Genomic DNA, 17638 nt, shown 5'->3' with positions numbered 1-17638 from the left:
TTTGATAATAAATATAAAGAGGGAAAAGGGAAAAAATTCCCAATCCCCTCATTCATCGAATCTAATTATTACAGGTTTTTAATTAATTCGTCAGCAAATGCAGAACATTTTACTTCTGTAGCGCCGTCCATTAGACGAGCAAAGTCGTAAGTTACAACTTTAGAAGCAATTGTTTTTTCTACTGAAGCAGTTACTAAATCTGCAGCTTCTTTCCAGCCTAGGTGTTCAAGCATAAGAACGCCAGAAAGTAATACTGAAGATGGATTTACTTTATCTTGTCCAGCATATTTTGGTGCTGTTCCGTGAGTAGCTTCAAAGATCGCATGTCCACTAACATAGTTAATGTTAGCTCCTGGAGCGATACCGATACCACCAACTTGAGCAGCTAATGCGTCAGAGATGTAGTCACCGTTTAAGTTCATAGTTGCTACAACATCAAACTCTTTTGGACGAGTTAAGATTTGTTGTAAGAAGATATCAGCAATCGAATCTTTTACTAAGATTTTACCAGCAGCAAGTGCTTCTGCTTGTGCTTTATCAGCAGCTTCAGCGCCTTCAGCTTCTTTGATTGCATCATATTGATTCCAAGTGAATGTTTGGTCAGCAAATTCAGTTTCAGCTAATTCGTAACCCCAAGTTTTGAATCCACCTTCAGTGAACTTCATGATGTTACCTTTGTGTACTAAAGTTAAAGATTCGCGTTTTTCAGTAATAGCATAGTTAATAGCTGCGCGAACTAAACGTTGTGTACCTTCTTTAGATATTGGTTTAATACCGATACCTGAAGTTTCTGGGAAACGGATTTTGTTAACACCCATTTCAGTTTGAAGGAAGTTGATAAGTTTTTTAACTTCATCTGAACCTTCAGCATATTCAATACCAGCATAGATATCTTCTGTATTTTCACGGAAAATAACCATATCAGTGTCTTCAGGACGTTTAACTGGAGAAGGAACACCTTCGAAGTAACGTACAGGACGTAAACAAACATAAAGGTCAAGTTGTTGACGTAATGCTACGTTTAGAGAACGGATACCGCCACCGATTGGTGTAGTAAGAGGTCCTTTAATTGCGATTAAGTATTCATTGATAGCGTCAAGAGTTGCTTGTGGTAACCATTCGCCAGTTTGGTCGAATGCTTTTTGTCCAGCAAGTACTTCTTTCCACTCGATAGATTTTTCGCCATTGTAAGCTTGTTTTACTGCTGCATCGATTACGCGTGATGCTGCTGCCCAAATATCTGGACCGATTCCGTCACCTTCGATGAATGGGATGATTGGATTGTTTGGTACTTTAAGTACGCCATTTTCAACTACGATTTTACCGTTAGACATGAACTTATTGCCTCCTAATATTCATAATCAAAGGGCAGGTGCCAAAACCTAGCACCGCCCTTGACTTTTTTATTATACCAATTATCTTTCGTTTACAGGTACATATTTTTGCATTCCTGGTCCAACATACTCTGCACGTGGACGAATTAAACGATTGTTAGCATATTGTTCGAAGATATGAGCTACCCATCCAGATACGCGTGAAACTGCGAAGATTGGAGTGAATAAATCGTGATCGATACCTAATGAATGGTATACAGATGCTGAATAGAAATCTACGTTTGGTGGTAGATTTTTTTGTCCAGTCACCATTTCGTGGATTTTCACTGACATTTCATAATATTCAGGCTGTCCAGTTAATTTAGTTAACTTTTCAGACATAACTTTTAAGTGTGGAGCACGTGGGTCACCTTTGCGGTATACGCGGTGTCCGAAGCCCATGATTTTAACTTTGTTAGCTAATTTATCGTTGATATAATCTTCAACTTTATCAACTGAACCAATTTCAGAAAGCATTTTCATTACTTGTTCGTTAGCGCCACCATGTAAAGGACCTTTAAGTGCGCCAATTGCAGCTGTAACACCTGAATATACATCAGATAATGTTGCTACACATACACGAGCAGTAAATGTAGATGCGTTTAATTCGTGGTCAGCATGTAATACTAATGCTTTGTTGAATGCTTCAACAGCGATAGCTTCTGGTTCTTTACCAGATAACATATAAAGGAAGTTTGCAGCGTAGCTTAGCTCTTTTTTAGGTGCTACTGGTTCTAAACCTGCGCGAATACGAGAGAACGCAGTTACAACAGTAGAAATTCTAGCTTGCAACTTGATTGCTTTACGATAGTTTGCTTCGTCAGACATATCCTCAGCATCTTCATCATATAAAGCTAGTAAAGAAACTGCTGTGCGTAATGCAGCCATTGGGTGAACAGATTTGATGTCATAAGTTTTAAAGTGATCCAATACCGCTTGTGGCACTTCCATATTGTCAGCTAATTGTTGTTTCAATTCAGCTAATTCGTCTGCTTTAGGAAGACGTGTGTGCCATAGTAAGTAAACTACCTCTTCAAAAGATGCATTGTCTGCTAAGTCATCAATATTGTAGCCAACATATGTAAGAGTATCATCAATTATAGAACTGATTTTAGTCTCTGCTGCTACGACACCTTCTAATCCGCGTGTTGCTGTCATAATATATCGCTCCTTCTCCAAATGTATTAGATAGCATTCACAAAATTACATAAATGCAACCTACGTTTTTTCGATATGAACCTATAAGTAAATCGCTTACATTGCTATTATAATAAATTTTGACGGCTTTGTGAATGAAAAGGCCGTATTTCGTTTAAAAAACAAAATTTAGACAGAAATATCGCATTTTGTAGAAAAAAATTAACATTAACTAGGATGAAAAAATCACATTTTTTAAAGGATGATGTTTTGTTACAAGAAAAAATCAAAAAATCTACCATGTACCGAATCCAATTATTCGTACTAATTGCTCTACTATTAGTGTTGTGTTGGTTAGTTTTACCTGTAGCTCTTGCGATTTTAACTGCTTATTTCGCATATCCATTACTAAAGTATTTGATCACAATATTAAAACTGCCTAAATGGCTTGCAGCATTAACTACTGAAGTTATTATTTTATCCACTTTTATCGCAACTATACTATTTTTAACTTCTGTTTTAATCGAAACTTTACCAGAGATTAAACGCATAATTACCCAAGTTGAGTTTTTCTCTAATATGCAATCAATGCTACTTCTGAATCTGCAAGAGAAATTTGTTTCCCTAGTAGATATGGCTATGGAATCGCTCGTAAATATTGTGCAATCCACCTTCCATAATCTAATTAATTTTACTTTTTATCTAGTAGCCTTATATTTTGCTTTATATGAAACAAGCAGGAATAGACTATGGTTCTTTATCTATTTACCTGCTCGATTTAGAAAGCCTATTCAACGAGTTTATGAAGAAGCTTCTCAATTGTTCGGCTATTTCCTGTCAGTAGAATTACGTTTGTTACTCATGACATTTGCTCTTTTATCCGTTGGTTTAATGATACTTGGTTTTTCATTTCCTGTTGGAAAAGCATTACTCATCTCTGTGGCAGATAGTCTCCCCTTTTTAGGAATTGGTATCTTCCTTATTCCAATGAGCATATATTTTTTTATAACTGGTAATCAATTACTTTGCATATATCTATTGATTCTCTATGCGGTAATTCAGCTTTCAAGACAATTCGCTGAATCGTATATGTGGGCGTCAACTTTACATATCCGATCCGTTCACGCTTTTATGATAAGTGCCATTAGTTTATTGCTTTTTGGCATTGCAGGTATTTTAATTAGTCCATTCTTATTATTACTAGCTGTTAAATTAAGAAACCATCCTATTTTTGTATCAAAATAACTTGGCCGTTTTTCATCTTTTTACGTAGCCAATAATAAAGAAGTGGTTTAAAGAGATTTCTTGTGGGGCCAAAGACTAAAAGAAGACCAATAATATCAGATACAAAGCCTGGTAAGACTAAGAACATTCCCCCAATAAATATAAGTAAGCCATTAATCATGGCATTACCTGGTGGTTGTCCATTTTGTATCGCTTGTTGAATATCCTTAAAAGCTTTAACTCCTTGCGTTTTAGCTAAATAGATTCCTAAAATACCAGTGACAATAATTAAGACTAGTGTATACATGGCACCAATTAGTTTTCCGGATATTAATACAACCGCGATTTCAATTATAGGAATCAGTAAAAGAAATAGTAGAATTTTACGCAATTTATTCACCTCTTTTTAAAAAACAACCTCAGCTCAAATGCGCTGAGGTTGTTTGTTTATTTATTACAAAATGCTTGAACGTCCGTAGTAGATAACTCCAGATACTGCATCGATTGATAACTCTTGTCCATCGCTAATCATTGTTGTAGCGTCTTTCACACCCACAATAACAGGAATACCTAGACTTAAGCCAACAACTGCAGCATGACTTGTTAGTCCACCTTCTTCAGTAATTAACCCTGCGCATTTAGAGATCGCTGGCATCATATCACGATCAGAACCAATCGTTACAATAATTTTACCTTCAGTATCTTGCGCTAGTGCTTGCTCAGCATTTCTGACAACTAAGGCTTTACCAATAGCAGCAGATTTACCAATGCCTTGACCTTTAGTAAGCATATCGCCAATTACATGCACTTTCATCAAGTTTGTAGTACCCGCTTCACCTACTGGTACACCAGCTGTAATTACAACTAAATCACCGTGGTGAACGTATCCTTTGTTCAAACTTTCTTGGACAGTTAGCTCTAAAATTTCATCCGTAGAACTTACTTTTGGTCCAACGATAGGGAATACACCCCATACAAGCGCTAGTTTACGACATGTTTGTTCTGATGATGTAACTGAAATAATCGGTACACCTGGACGATATTTGGCAATCATACGTGCTGTATGGCCACTCTCAGTTGGTGCTAAAATAGCTGAAACTTGTAAATTGAGAGAAGTGTATGCAACTGCTTGGCTAATTGCCTCAGTCATGCTAGCACCTTTCTCACGGCTACGTTTACTAACGATCGCACGGTGATCCAATGAATCCTCTATGCGATTAGCAATTTTATACATCGTTTTTACAGATTCTACCGGATAAAGTCCAGCTGCTGTTTCACCAGAAAGCATGATTGCATCTGTACCATCTAAAATAGCATTCGCTACGTCACTTGCTTCAGCTCGAGTAGGGCGAGGATTACGCTGCATTGAATCCAGCATTTGCGTTGCTGTAATAACCGGTTTTCCTACTGTGTTACATTTTTGGATTAGATTTTTTTGAACAATAGGTACTTCTTCTGCTGGAATTTCAACTCCAAGGTCACCACGAGCAACCATTAAACCGTCGGAAACTTGAATGATTTCATCGATATTATCGACACCTTCTTGATTCTCGATTTTCGGAATAATTTGGATATGTCCACCATTATTATTTTCTAACAATTCACGTATTTCCAATACATCTGATGAACGACGCACAAATGAAGCAGCGATAAAGTCTACACCTTGTTCGATACCAAATAGAATATCTTGTGCATCCTTTTCTGTAATACCTGGTAATTGTACTGAAACGCCCGGTACATTCACGCCTTTTTTGTTTTTAAGTTGGCCTGCGTTTTCAACTACAGTATGAATTATTCCAGCCTCAGTATCTTTACCAGTAACACGTAATTCAATTAGGCCATCATCTAATAAAATGATTGAACCTTCTTCAACATCATCGATAAGTTTTTCGTACGTAATAGAGAAAATTTCTTTATTGCCAAGTACTTCTGTCATTGAAATATCAATTGTTTGACCTGTTACTAATTCTACAGCGTCATTTTCCATTGAATGCGTACGAATTTCAGGACCTTTTGTATCAAGCAAAATAGCCACAACCTGTCCAGTCTTTTTCGCTGCTTCACGAATGCTCTCGATTCTTGCTGCGTGTTCTTCATGACTACCATGCGAAAAATTCAAACGAGCTACGTTCATACCTGCTTCGATTAATTGCACTAAAATTTCTTGCGATTCACTAGCGGGACCAATAGTACATACAATTTTTGTTTTTCTCATTTTCTCGACCACTCCAATTTAATTAAATCGATAATTCTTTTGATAAAGTGTACATTGACAAGTCTGTATTACGTTCTTTCTTAAATGCCTCTGCTAAGTCATAGTCTACCACCACATGGTTTCTCATGCCAACTGCAAGACCGCCACGGTGCTCAATTAATAATTCTACCGCTCTCGCAGCAAAAGTACTTGCTAGTACACGGTCGCGTGCTGTCGGCGATCCGCCACGTTGGATATGACCTAAAACTGAAACTCTTGTTTCAATATTTTTTTCCGAAAGTTTTTTTGCCAAATCACTCGCAGACATAACACCTTCAGCAACAATAATAATACTGTGCTTTTTCCCTCTGTCATAACCTTGTTCTAAACGAGTGACAAGTTCGTCTAAATCATGTTGTACTTCAGGAATCAAAATCGTTTCAGCACCACCAGCTAGACCAGCCCATAAAGCTAAATCACCTGCATCACGACCCATTACTTCAATGATAAATGTTCGTTCATGAGATGTTGCTGTATCACGAATTTTATCAATACAATCAATTACAGTATTCAAAGCTGTATCAAAACCTATTGTATAATCTGTTCCTGGAATATCATTATCAATTGTTCCCGGCACGCCTACACAAGGGAAACCACGCTTCGTTAACTCCAAAGCCCCTCGATAAGAACCGTCCCCGCCGATAACAACTAACCCTTCGATACCATGCTTTTTCAACTGTTCAATTGCTTTAAGTTGTCCTTCTTCTGTTTTGAATTCTAGACAACGTGCAGAATGTAATTTCGTACCTCCACGTTGAATAATATCCCCTACAGAACCGCGATCTAAACTTTCAATTTGTCCTTCTATCAGCCCTTGATAGCCATAGTAAATACCTGCAACTTCTAAATCATGATATAAAGCTTTCCTGACAACTGCGCGGACAGCTGCATTCATGCCTGGTGCATCTCCACCACTTGTTAAAACACCAATTTTTTTCATATGATTCATTCCTCCTACAAGCGTCACTATTAAGACATTAACACGAAATAGTATTCTGTGTCAGTATTGCGTCGAAAGAAATAGGCTGTTTCGTGTATCGAATATATCGATACAGATTCAGCCCACCCCAAAATTTAATTGTTACTATTCAGCGTAAACCCCAATAGTTCTGAATTTATTATAACGATTTTGTATCAATTCATCAGCTGTTAAATTTTTCATCTGTTCTAATGAATCCCTTAGAACTGTCTTCATATTGAGAGCTTGTTGTGCTACATCATTATGCGCCCCACCTAACACCTCAGGGATAATTTCATCTATAATTGCCATTTCCTTTAAGTTCGGTGCAGTAATACGCATAGCTTCTGCAGCTTTTTGTGCTAAAGTCGCATCCTTCCACAAAATTGAAGCAGCTCCTTCTGGTGAAATAACAGACAAAGTTGCATTTTCCAACATGTGGATTTGGTTAGCTACACAAAGAGCAAGTGCACCACCACTACCACCTTCACCTATAACTATACTGATGACTGGAACTTTTAGCCCCGCCATTTCGAATAGATTGCGTGCTATAGCTTCACTTTGTCCACGTTGTTCTGCGGCTTTACCAGGATACGCACCTTTTGTATCAATCATACATATAATTGGTCTTGAAAATTTCTCAGCTTGCTTCATTAGGCGTAGTGCCTTTCTATAGCCTTCCGGATGTGGCATACCGAAGTTACGTCGAATATTCTCTTTTGTATCCTTCCCTCTTTGATGGCCAATAATTGTAATTGGTCGGCCTTCAAAAGAGGCAATACCTCCGATAATCGCCTCATCATCACCAAAGTTTCGATCACCATGAAACTCGATAAAATCATCAAAAATAGCATTTATATAATCTTTTGTAGTTGGGCGTTCAGGATGTCTAGCAATTTGCACTCGGTCCCAAGGTTGGATATTATCATAAATTTCTTTAGCTAATTTACTAAAACGGTCCTCAAGCTGACTAATTTCTTTCGACATATCAACATCTGCATTAGCAGTGAATTCTTTTAATTCATTAATTTTTTCACGAAGCTGCATAAGTGGTGCTTCGAACGGTAAGTATTTCACCATTATTATTGCGCCTCCTTTACGTGAAGCTTAACGATTGTTGAAACTGTTTTGCGCATATCTTTACGATTTACCACCGCATCTAACTGACCGTGTGCCAATAGAAATTCTGCAGTTTGGAAATCCTCTGGTAACTTTTCGCGAACTGTCTGTTCAATAACACGACGTCCCGCAAAGCCAATCAACGCTTTTGGCTCAGCTAAATTGATATCTCCAAGAGATGCAAAACTTGCAGAAACTCCACCAGTTGTTGGGTGTGTCATGATTGAAATAAATAAATTGCCTTCCGCACTATGACGTTGTAAGGCAACACTCGTTTTCGCCATTTGCATAAGAGATAACACGCCTTCTTGCATACGAGCGCCACCGCTCGCTGTGAAAATGATAAATGGTGCACTTAATTCAGTGGCCTTTTCAATTGCACGGGTGATCTTCTCACCAACTACAGAACCCATTGAACCCATACGGAAATGCGAATCCATAATCGCTACTACGATCTGTTCGCCATCTAACTCACCAACACCCGTTAATACTGCTTCATTTAATCCTGTTTTCTTTATATCTGATTGAATCTTTTCTATATAGCTAGGAAACTCTAATGGATTAATAGAATGTAAGTGATCATCCAATGATTTAAATGTGCCTTCATCGAAGAAAATATCAACACGCTCATATGCTGTCATTTTGTAGTGATGGTCGCACTTTGAACAAACTTTTAACCCTTTCACTAAATCTTTTGTTAACTCTACATGACGACAGTCAGGACATTTTGTCATGATTCCTTCTGGCACATCATTTTCTTCACGTTTTATAGAAATACGTGCTTTATTTTTAATTTTATTGGTTTTAAATAAATCTTTTATACTCATAAAATATCTCTCCCCTTATGTAGCAATTCGGTCCATTTTTCAAACCAGCTTATTGCTTCAGCAGTATTTCCTATCATTAATTCACTTATAAAGGTTTGTAACATAGGCTGTTCATGCTCGGTAGAAAGTCCACTATACATCTCTTTTCCATATTGCTTTAACAGAATCCACATTTTCAGTACAAGGCGATTTTCTGATGCGATAACGATTTCCCTCATAACATCTTCGCGCGCAATTACACCTTCAGTTTCAAGATTACGCCACAAACTTTCCCATACTGGTAACTTTCGTAATGTTTCATTTGAAGACACGATACGAATTGCATCACGTTCAAGAATTTTTCGTGTTTCGTTCACATTTTCTAGATCTGTTCCTTCTTGCAAAATGAAGGTAGACAATACTTCTACTAGTTTATGATTTCGAAAATCGGTTAAGAATGTTCCTTCGCCTCTACGCGTTTCAATGAGTCCAAGTAGCTCTAAACTGCGTAGTGCTTCTCTTACAGATGACCTTCCAACATTCAAACGCTCAGCTAGTACACGCTCTGATGGAATTTTACCACCTGCCGGAATATTTTCATCACGTATTAAAGCTCGTAGTTCACTGACAATTTGTAAAAACATTTTAGAAGTTGGTTTTTCTGCACTCATCGAATTTCTCCTTGGACAATATAAGTTGTAAAAAAAGTGGTCTGACCACTTTTGATAATAGCATACATAAAATCTTTCGAAGAGTAAAGTAAAAATAAAAAAACTGTGCGAAAATCACACAGTTTTAGTCGTTTAATCTATTTTTCAGTTAGTTCCGTTATTAATTTTTTTACAATCATCTGCGCCTTACCGTTGCGTGGCTCAACAAAACCTTCTGCCAAAACGATTTGCTCCTCTTGTAACCATTCTTGAATATGGATATATTCACGAGGAAAGATCGTTATTGAAAGCATACCAGATTCATCTTCTAGGTCGATAAACGCCATTTGTTCGCCTTTTTTCGTGCGAATTTGCTTAATCCCAGAAACGATTCCGAGCATTTTCACATATTTTCGACCTTGTATTTCTAAAATATTTGCAGCAGACATTGAATCTATTTGCAACTCTTTCTTTAATTTCAAAATTGGATGCTCTGACATATAAAATCCAAGCACCTCTTTTTCATATTGCAACAATAACTTTTCTGGCATCAAGCTTGCGTCTGCATATTTGGGTTTACCGAATAAAAAATCGCCATCGCTTAATAGACTCTCTTCATCATTTGGTCGATATAAATTCGCATGTTTGACCACCGCTTCAATAGAAGCTAACAGTTGTCCACGATTTCTACCAAAGTCATCCAGCGCTCCGGCTTTTATTAATGGTTCCAATGCTTTTCTAGTGAAATGAACACCTGTCATATCAAGCGCAAAATCAAATAAATCAGCCCAGTTGGAATGACCGTTTTTACGTAGGCTTAAAAGTTTTGTTAAAAATGATTGTGGGACACCTTTTATTGCAGAAAGCGCAAAACGAATAGCACCATTTTCCACTCGAAATGTACGGCCGCTATGATGAACAGATGGTGGCAATACAGTTATTCCTTTTTGTTTTACCTCTTGCAATAAGCGCATAAGACGATCTTGATTTCCTATAGTACTTGTCAAAAGTGCAGCGTAAAAATACGTAGGAAAATTCGCTTTTAGATACGCCATATGATAAGTAATGACACTATATGCAACTGCATGACTTTTTGGGAAACCGTAATTTGCAAAACGAACAATTAAATCGTAAACTTCCACAGCTACTTGCTCAGTAAACCCTTTTGCTACAGAGTTTTTCACGAAATGTTGTTGTTCAGCATCTAATATTTCCTTCTTCTTTTTACTAACTGCTCGACGTAAAATATCTGCTTCTCCCATCGTAAATCCTGCCATCACTGAAGCAATTTGCATGATTTGTTCCTGATACACAATGACACCATACGTCTCTCTTAAAATAGGTTCAAGTACTGGATGTGGCATGATTACAGCTTCGCCACCGTGCTTCCTTTTACTATAAACAGGAATAAAATCCATTGGACCTGGACGATACAGCGCAATGATTGCCACGATATCTTGAAAAGCAGTTGGCGTTATGTCACGTAATGCTTGGCGCATACCATCTGACTCTAATTGGAAAACACCTGTTGTATCGCCTTGTTGCAACAACTTGAAGGTCGAGGGGTCATGTAATGGAATTTTTTCAAAGTCAAGAAACTTCCGTGTATCGTAGTAAATCATTGAACGAATACGCTCTAAAATGGTCAAATTACGTAAACCTAGGAAATCCATTTTTAATAAGCCGATGGATTCTACTTCTTGCATCGGCCACTGCGTTATATAGAGCCCATCGTTACCTGGCTCAATAGGAACAATACTTACTAAAGGCTCTGGAGAAAGTACAACACCCGCGGCATGAGTCGACGCATTACGTGGCAATCCCTCTAGATTTAAAGCAACTTCAATCCATTTTTGACGTATATCTGAAGCTGCAATCCAATCACGTAATGATATAGATTCCGCTAAAGCTTCTCTCAAGGTAATACCTACCTTATTAGGAATAAGTGAGGAAATTTTTGACAACTCTTCACTGGTGAAGCCAAATACGCGTGCAACATCTCTTGCAACTGCTTTAGCAGATAACGTACCGAATGTAATGATTTGTGATGTATATGTTTTCCCATATTTATCAGCAACATATTGAATCACTTCTTGCCGACGATGATCTGCGAAATCAACGTCAATATCTGGCATGGTAATTCGCTCTGGATTTAAGAAACGTTCGAATAATAAACCATACTGTAGTGGATCAACATCTGTAATACGTAAAGTATAGGCAACAAGTGAACTCGCTGACGAACCACGACCTGGTCCCGTTAAAATTTGCTTACTTTTCGCGTATTGAATATAGTCTGAAACGATTAAAAAGTAATCTGCATAGCCCATTTCTTGAATGATTCCTAATTCATAATGCAGTCTCTCTATATAATCTGCACTGGCATTTGGTACCCGTTCTTGTAGTCCTCTCAAGCTATTCGCTTCAAGTAATGAAAAAGCTGTCTCATTATTTGGCGTTGGAAACTTAGGCATCAAAAATTTGTCGAATGCTAGATCAACCTGACAACTAAGTAACATTTCCTCAGACGACAAAAGCCACTCAGGATAATCTGCAAACCAATCCTGCCATTGCCTGTTAAAAGGTACAAACTGTTGGCGCTCGCGTGCAGTTAATTGATCGCTAATGTTCATCTTCATCCCTTGTTCAATAGCTTTAGCTACTTCAAAAGAAAAAGCATGTTCCTCACGCATAAATGTACATAGATGAGTCGCACAAATAGGTAATTCTTGTTCGTGGCAATAGCTAATAATATCCTGTTCTATATCAGACTTCAAACCACCAGGTCTGTCGATCCCAACATATAATCTACCTTTACCAAAAATACCTTGTAGTGCTTGTACATCTTCAAACGAACCTTCAGCTATCCAGTCTGGTGAAGTCATAGGTACCATCAGTATGCAACCCTCTTGATACCCCTCAAGCCAGCGTAATGGTAATACTTCTCCTTCCCGAATAGACATAGCGGAAGTTACTTTCAGCAAATGTTGATAACCTTGCTGAGTAGCCGCATACAAAACGACAGATCGTACTTGATGTTCTCTAAATTGCACACGAACGGTTAAACCAATAACTGGATGAATCTCGGCTTTTTTTAATGCACGCCAAAAAGGCAACAAGCCGTACAATTTAGAATTGACGATTGCTGCTGCCTTCGCATGTTCTTGCTGTAAGAAAGAAATGAGCTCCTCAATGCGAATCGTACTTTTTAACATATCCGCAGCCGTCACAATTTGTGGATATACATTTTGCAACTTCATCTCTTCCTTTCGATAGTTAGTATTTTGCACAAAGTTCTTTTAATTTCGAGATAACCTCTTCTGATTCTTCCCATTTATAAATAGTAGCGCCAGATGCCATTGGATGGCCTCCACCATTATATTGTTTTGCAAGAGTATTAATAATTGGTCCTTTTGAACGTAAGCGAACACGAATTTGATCTGCCTCTTCAACAAAAATCACCCAAGACTTAATCCCTTTAACATTACCTAATGATCCTACTAAAAGAGAAGTATCGGAAGCAGTCACGCCAAATTGCTCTAAAACTTCAATTGTTAATTTAATATAAGCTGCACCATTATCATCCATCACAAAATTTTGGAACATATAACCTTGCATATGCAGCAATTCTCGGCTCAATTCATACATACCATCAAATAATTCTGTACGATCAAAATTATATTTGATTAGTTCCCCAACAGTATTAAATGTCGTTTCTGTTGTACTCGGATAGATAAAACGTCCAGTATCACCAACGATTCCCGCAAATAAGAATCGAGCTGCTTTACTATCCATTTTCCAATCCGCTACTTTTCTACCCTCTGTGAATAGATCATAGATCATCTCACTGCAAGAGCTTGCATTTGTGTTGACCCACAGCATATCTCCATATGCATCATCATTTGGATGATGGTCTATTTTAATTAAAAACTTCCCTTGTTTGTAACGTTGATCATCGACACGCTCAGTATTAGCTGTGTCAGTAACAATGACAAGAGCATTTTCAAACTCTTTATCAGCAACAACCTGAGGCTCTCCAAGAAATGAAAGTGATTCTTCATGTTCACCCGTTGTATATACTGTTTTTTCCGGATAAGTCGCTTGTAAAATAGCTTGCAGACCCATTTGTGAGCCGTACGCGTCTGGATCTGGTCTAACGTGACGATGAATAATAATTGTGTCATATTGTTTAATTGTGTCAATAATTTGTCGTTTCATTTTGATTCTCCTTTAAATGATTGTGAACCCTCTAAATCCCAGCTATACAAAGGTTTGCTTAATAGATTTTATCAAAGGATATATACTGAAAAATTTAATCTCTCATAGTCTCTCTATATAACAAGTTTCCTTTGTTTTTCTACTCGCTTTTTCCTGTATTTATCGTTAAACTAGAGTCAGCTTTGCTTTTATAGGAGGAACACCATGTCTAATATTTTGAATGTTGTTCTAGCAATTTTAATTGCTATTACAGTTGTTTTTTATTTTTACCTTAAAACAAAACAATTCCGTTCTGATTTACCTATTCGCAAAAAATGGTATTCGAGTCGTGCGGGTGTAGCTTTAGGTGGCTTATTAGTTATTTTTGGTATCAACCAAATTATTATTTACCACACTACTTTAACGTATATTGTATGTGCAGTTTTAGTTATTTTCGGCCTATTTACTGCGTTTAATTATAATAAACGAGTTCGCCACTATGGACAATTTGTTGAAGAAGAATACCGTTTGAATAAAAAGTGATGCACAGTACTGTGCATCACTTTTTTTGTCGAATTCAATACGTTTAGCGCTCTAATAATTGGAAGGTCATCATCGCTTTACCAACTAAGATAGCTTCACTATAAACTTCGAAATCCATTTTTACAAATTTACGACTCATATCCAAAATGCGTGGTTTTACGACTAATGATGTCTCCATTTGAACCGGTTTCATATGATAAATTGTCATATTCTCTACGACACTTTCACCGCGCTTAAATTTTTTAAGCGCACTAGAACCTGCTTCTACTAGTAAAGTAGTAAATGCACCGTACGAAATGGCACCAAATTGGTTTGTCATTTGAGGTGTTACGGTAAACTCTACTGTAGTTTCCTCAGTGTCTCGCGCCATCTTGATTTCATTTTTTACTAGGTCATCTATTGTTTCACCATGTTGAGGCTGCCTTTGCGCCATTTGTAACGCCTTTAAAACATCCTGACGGCTAATCACACCTTGTAACAATCCTTGATCATTGACTACCGGTAGTAAATCAATGCCTTCCCAGATCATTCGATGCCCTGCCGTTGCAACACTAGTTTTCATCGACACTGTAATAGGATTACGTGTCATTAGTCGATCAATAGGGTCATCATCTTGTTTACCAATTACATCACGTGAGGTCACGATACCAACAATTTTATGATGCTTATCCACTACCGGAAATCCTCCATGAGTCGTTGAAGCATTTAATAAATGATACTCGCGAACCGTATCCGTCGATTTTAAGAAAGCAGTATCTTTCATTGAGACGAAAATATCTTCAATTAATAAAATCTCTTTCTTAATCAATTGGTCATAAATAGCACGGTTAATCATTGTTGCTACAGTAAACGTATCGTAACTAGTCGAAATAATTGGTAATTCTAACTCGTCAGCAAGTCTTTTTGTTTCTTCCGCCGTATCAAAGCCGCCTGTTATCAAAACAGCCGCACCTTCTTTTAGGGCGTTTTCATGCGTACGACCACGGTTCCCAACAATTAAAAGACTACCTGCATCGGTATAACGCATCATATCCTCAAGCTTCATCGCACCGATGACAAATTTCGTCAGTGTTTTATGCAAACCATCTTTACCGCCTAGAACTTGTCCATCCACTATATTAACGATTTCAGCAAAAGTAAGTCTTTCAATATTCTCTTTTTTCTTCTTCTCTATTCGAATCGTTCCAACACGCTCAATCGTGCTAACGAGTCTTCTCGTTTCTGCTTCTTTAATTGCACGATAAGCAGTTCCTTCACTCACGGAAATATCCTTTGCGATTTGTCGCACAGAAATTTTATCCCCTACAGGAAGTGATTCTATATATTGAAGAATCTTCTCATGTTTTGTAGCCATAAAATCACCTATTTTCCAACATCATTGTTGCTTAAGTGTACCACATTCTGGTCATATTCATTAGTTGAAAAACCAATAAAGACATATTCTTTCAGGTTTTTTAATCAAATCTCCAGTTCTTCTCCTGGATTCAATACTTTCACTTCAGTTATCGACACCATTTCAGCAAAGTTATTTGGATCCTGTTCGATAACCGGGAATGTATTATAATGCACGGGAACGACAACTTTCGGTTTCAAAAATGAGACCGCATATGCTGCATCTTCAGGTCCCATTGTAAAATTATCTCCAATTGGCAAAAATGCTAGGTCAATTGGATGGCGCTCCCCTATTAATTTCATATCGCTAAATAACGCTGTATCTCCTGCATGATAAACTGTCTTACCCTCTGCAAAAAATAAAATACCAGATGGCATACCTGTATAAATAATTTCACGATTCTCTGTCGTATAGGAAGAGCCGTGGAATGCTTGTGTCAATTTAACTTTTCCAAAATCAAATACATGAGAGCCCCCTATATGTAGTGGATGCGTTCTAACGCCTTGCCAGGACAAATAACTCGCTAGTTCATCAGGTGCGACTACTAAAGCATCAACTGCTTTTGCAATCTCCACCGTATCCCCGACATGGTCATTATGTCCATGCGTCAGTAAAATCACATCCGGCTTTTGGTCTTCCACTTTTAAATCTGTTAATTTGTTACCTTTAATAAAAGGATCGATTAAAATCGTATAACCATTCACCTGAATCTTCACAATTGAATGCCCGTGATATGAAACTTTCATAATTAAATCCTCCTAATATTTCGACTTACAAAAAATATTCGTTATCAATACGTTTTCTCCTTCTTTTTTGGTATTCTAATAATATAGTACCTTAGGCGCTCGTTTAGCCATGGTCTATTAAATCAATCCAAGGGGGATTAATAATGGGTAAAATACAAACTATTTCAAACTATTTAAAAGAACAAAGTATTGACGCTGCATTTGTAACAACACCTGATAATGTGTTTTATGTATCTGGATTTAAAAGTAATCCACACGAAAGACTACTTGGAGTAATGATTTTCCAAGATGCTGAACCATTTTTAATTTGCCCTAAAATGGAAGTACCTGATGCTAAAGCTGCAGGCTGGTCTCATGAAGTAGTTGGTCATGAAGACACTGATAATGCATGGGCACTATTACATCAAGCAGCAGAAGCACGTGGACTTTCATTACAAAATATTGCAATCGAAAAATCACATTTAACTGTTGAACGTTTAGAAGCTCTTAATGACTTTTTCCCTGCCACAAAATTTGTTGGTTTTGATGACCAACTAAACAACATGCGTTTAGTGAAATCAGAAGAAGAGCTTGAAAACTTACGACAAGCAGCTGCTCTTGCAGATTATGCTATTGAAGTAGGTTGTAGTGAAATTGCTGAAGGTAAAACTGAACTTGAAATATTATCTGCCATTGAACTAGCTATGAAGAAAAAAGGCGTGTATATGTCATTCGACACAATGGTTTTAAGTGGTAAGAAAACTGCTTCTCCACATGGTAATCCTGGTGAACGTAAAATTGAAAAAGGCGATTTCATCTTATTTGATCTAGGTGTTGTCTATAATGGCTATTGCTCTGATATTACACGTACAGTGTCATTTGGTGAGCCAACATCCGCTCAAAAAGAAATTTATGAAGCTGTTCGCAACGCCAACGAATCTGCTATTGAAGCTGTTAAACCTGGCGTTCGTGCGATGGATTTAGATAAGATTTCTCGTGACGTGATTACTGATGCTGGCTACGGCGAATATTTCACACACCGTCTAGGTCACGGTTTGGGCATTTCTGTACATGAATTCCCATCTGTTCACGGTGCAAACGAAATGGCTCTTCAAGAAGGAATGGTATTTACAATCGAACCTGGTATTTACAAAGGGGATGTTACTGGTGTTCGTATCGAAGACGACGTATATGTAACAAAAGATGGCGTGGAAGTTCTAACGAAATATCCAAAAGAACTAATCATTCTTTAGTAACAAAAA

At 37.5% G+C, this 17638-nt stretch carries 15 protein-coding genes; 3 read left to right on the top strand and 12 right to left on the bottom strand.

Annotated elements, in window-relative coordinates; genetic code table 11:
* Positions 1-68: 68 nt before the first annotated feature.
* The gene (gene icd / locus MKY02_RS04980) at positions 69-1334 is read right to left on the bottom strand and encodes an NADP-dependent isocitrate dehydrogenase (RefSeq protein WP_038187765.1); all 1266 of its coding nucleotides are present in this window, start codon (positions 1332-1334) and stop codon (positions 69-71) included.
* 81 nt (positions 1335-1415) lie between these two features.
* The gene (gene citZ / locus MKY02_RS04975) at positions 1416-2531 is read right to left on the bottom strand and encodes a citrate synthase (RefSeq protein WP_038187768.1); all 1116 of its coding nucleotides are present in this window, start codon (positions 2529-2531) and stop codon (positions 1416-1418) included.
* A gap of 249 nt (positions 2532-2780) precedes the next feature.
* Between citZ and MKY02_RS04970 the strand changes: the two genes are divergently transcribed.
* Positions 2781-3755, top strand: coding sequence for an AI-2E family transporter (locus tag MKY02_RS04970; RefSeq protein WP_051448783.1), 975 nt, complete (start codon positions 2781-2783; stop codon positions 3753-3755).
* On the opposite strand, the gene MKY02_RS04965 is transcribed toward MKY02_RS04970, so the two are convergent.
* The 8 genes from MKY02_RS04965 to MKY02_RS04930 all read right to left on the bottom strand — a co-directional run bounded on the left by MKY02_RS04965 (position 3736) and on the right by MKY02_RS04930 (position 13736).
* Positions 3736-4125 carry an FxsA family protein gene (locus tag MKY02_RS04965; RefSeq protein ID WP_445329602.1) on the bottom strand — a complete coding sequence of 130 codons (390 nt, stop codon included), beginning with the start codon at positions 4123-4125 and terminating at the stop codon, positions 3736-3738. The two genes, MKY02_RS04970 and MKY02_RS04965, sit on opposite strands and share 20 nt — an antisense overlap.
* A 63-nt stretch (positions 4126-4188) precedes the next feature.
* The gene (gene pyk / locus MKY02_RS04960; protein WP_038187774.1) at positions 4189-5949 is read right to left on the bottom strand and encodes a pyruvate kinase; all 1761 of its coding nucleotides are present in this window, start codon (positions 5947-5949) and stop codon (positions 4189-4191) included.
* 22 nt (positions 5950-5971) lie between these two features.
* Entirely contained in the window at positions 5972-6928 is a 957-nt protein-coding gene (gene pfkA, locus MKY02_RS04955) for a 6-phosphofructokinase (protein ID WP_038187784.1), read from the bottom strand.
* Positions 6929-7072: 144 nt separating this feature from the next.
* A complete protein-coding gene (gene accA, locus MKY02_RS04950; protein WP_038187785.1) occupies positions 7073-8026 on the bottom strand; it encodes an acetyl-CoA carboxylase carboxyl transferase subunit alpha in 954 nt (317 codons plus the stop codon).
* 2 nt (positions 8027-8028) lie between these two features.
* Positions 8029-8892, bottom strand: a complete 864-nt coding sequence (accD, locus tag MKY02_RS04945; protein ID WP_038187786.1) for an acetyl-CoA carboxylase, carboxyltransferase subunit beta — start codon at positions 8890-8892, stop codon at positions 8029-8031.
* Positions 8889-9542, bottom strand: coding sequence for a FadR/GntR family transcriptional regulator (locus MKY02_RS04940; RefSeq protein ID WP_038187787.1), 654 nt, complete (start codon positions 9540-9542; stop codon positions 8889-8891). The genes accD and MKY02_RS04940 overlap by 4 nt, the downstream gene beginning before the upstream one ends.
* A 137-nt stretch (positions 9543-9679) precedes the next feature.
* Positions 9680-12772, bottom strand: a complete 3093-nt coding sequence (gene dnaE / locus MKY02_RS04935; protein ID WP_340710736.1) for a DNA polymerase III subunit alpha — start codon at positions 12770-12772, stop codon at positions 9680-9682.
* A gap of 22 nt (positions 12773-12794) precedes the next feature.
* Positions 12795-13736, bottom strand: a complete 942-nt coding sequence (locus MKY02_RS04930; protein WP_340710734.1) for a DHH family phosphoesterase — start codon at positions 13734-13736, stop codon at positions 12795-12797.
* Between the two features lie 204 nt (positions 13737-13940).
* Between MKY02_RS04930 and MKY02_RS04925 the strand changes: the two genes are divergently transcribed.
* Entirely contained in the window at positions 13941-14258 is a 318-nt protein-coding gene (locus tag MKY02_RS04925; RefSeq protein WP_038187789.1) for a YtpI family protein, read from the top strand.
* Positions 14259-14301: 43 nt separating this feature from the next.
* Here MKY02_RS04925 and MKY02_RS04920 read toward each other — a convergent pair whose 3' ends face one another.
* Entirely contained in the window at positions 14302-15612 is a 1311-nt protein-coding gene (locus MKY02_RS04920) for a DRTGG domain-containing protein (RefSeq protein ID WP_038187790.1), read from the bottom strand.
* Between the two features lie 104 nt (positions 15613-15716).
* Complete coding sequence (locus tag MKY02_RS04915; RefSeq protein ID WP_038187791.1) at positions 15717-16397, bottom strand: metal-dependent hydrolase; 681 nt, start codon at positions 16395-16397, stop codon at positions 15717-15719.
* Between the two features lie 143 nt (positions 16398-16540).
* On the opposite strand from MKY02_RS04915, the gene MKY02_RS04910 reads away from it, so the two are divergent.
* Entirely contained in the window at positions 16541-17629 is a 1089-nt protein-coding gene (locus MKY02_RS04910; RefSeq protein WP_038187794.1) for a M24 family metallopeptidase, read from the top strand.
* Positions 17630-17638 lie beyond the last annotated feature (9 nt).

This window comes from Viridibacillus sp. FSL R5-0888 (genome assembly GCF_038009105.1).
GTDB lineage: Bacteria > Bacillota > Bacilli > Bacillales_A > Planococcaceae > Viridibacillus > Viridibacillus arenosi.
Note: the sequence above shows the minus strand (reverse complement) of the source record. Positions and strands in the feature narration are given on the sequence as shown.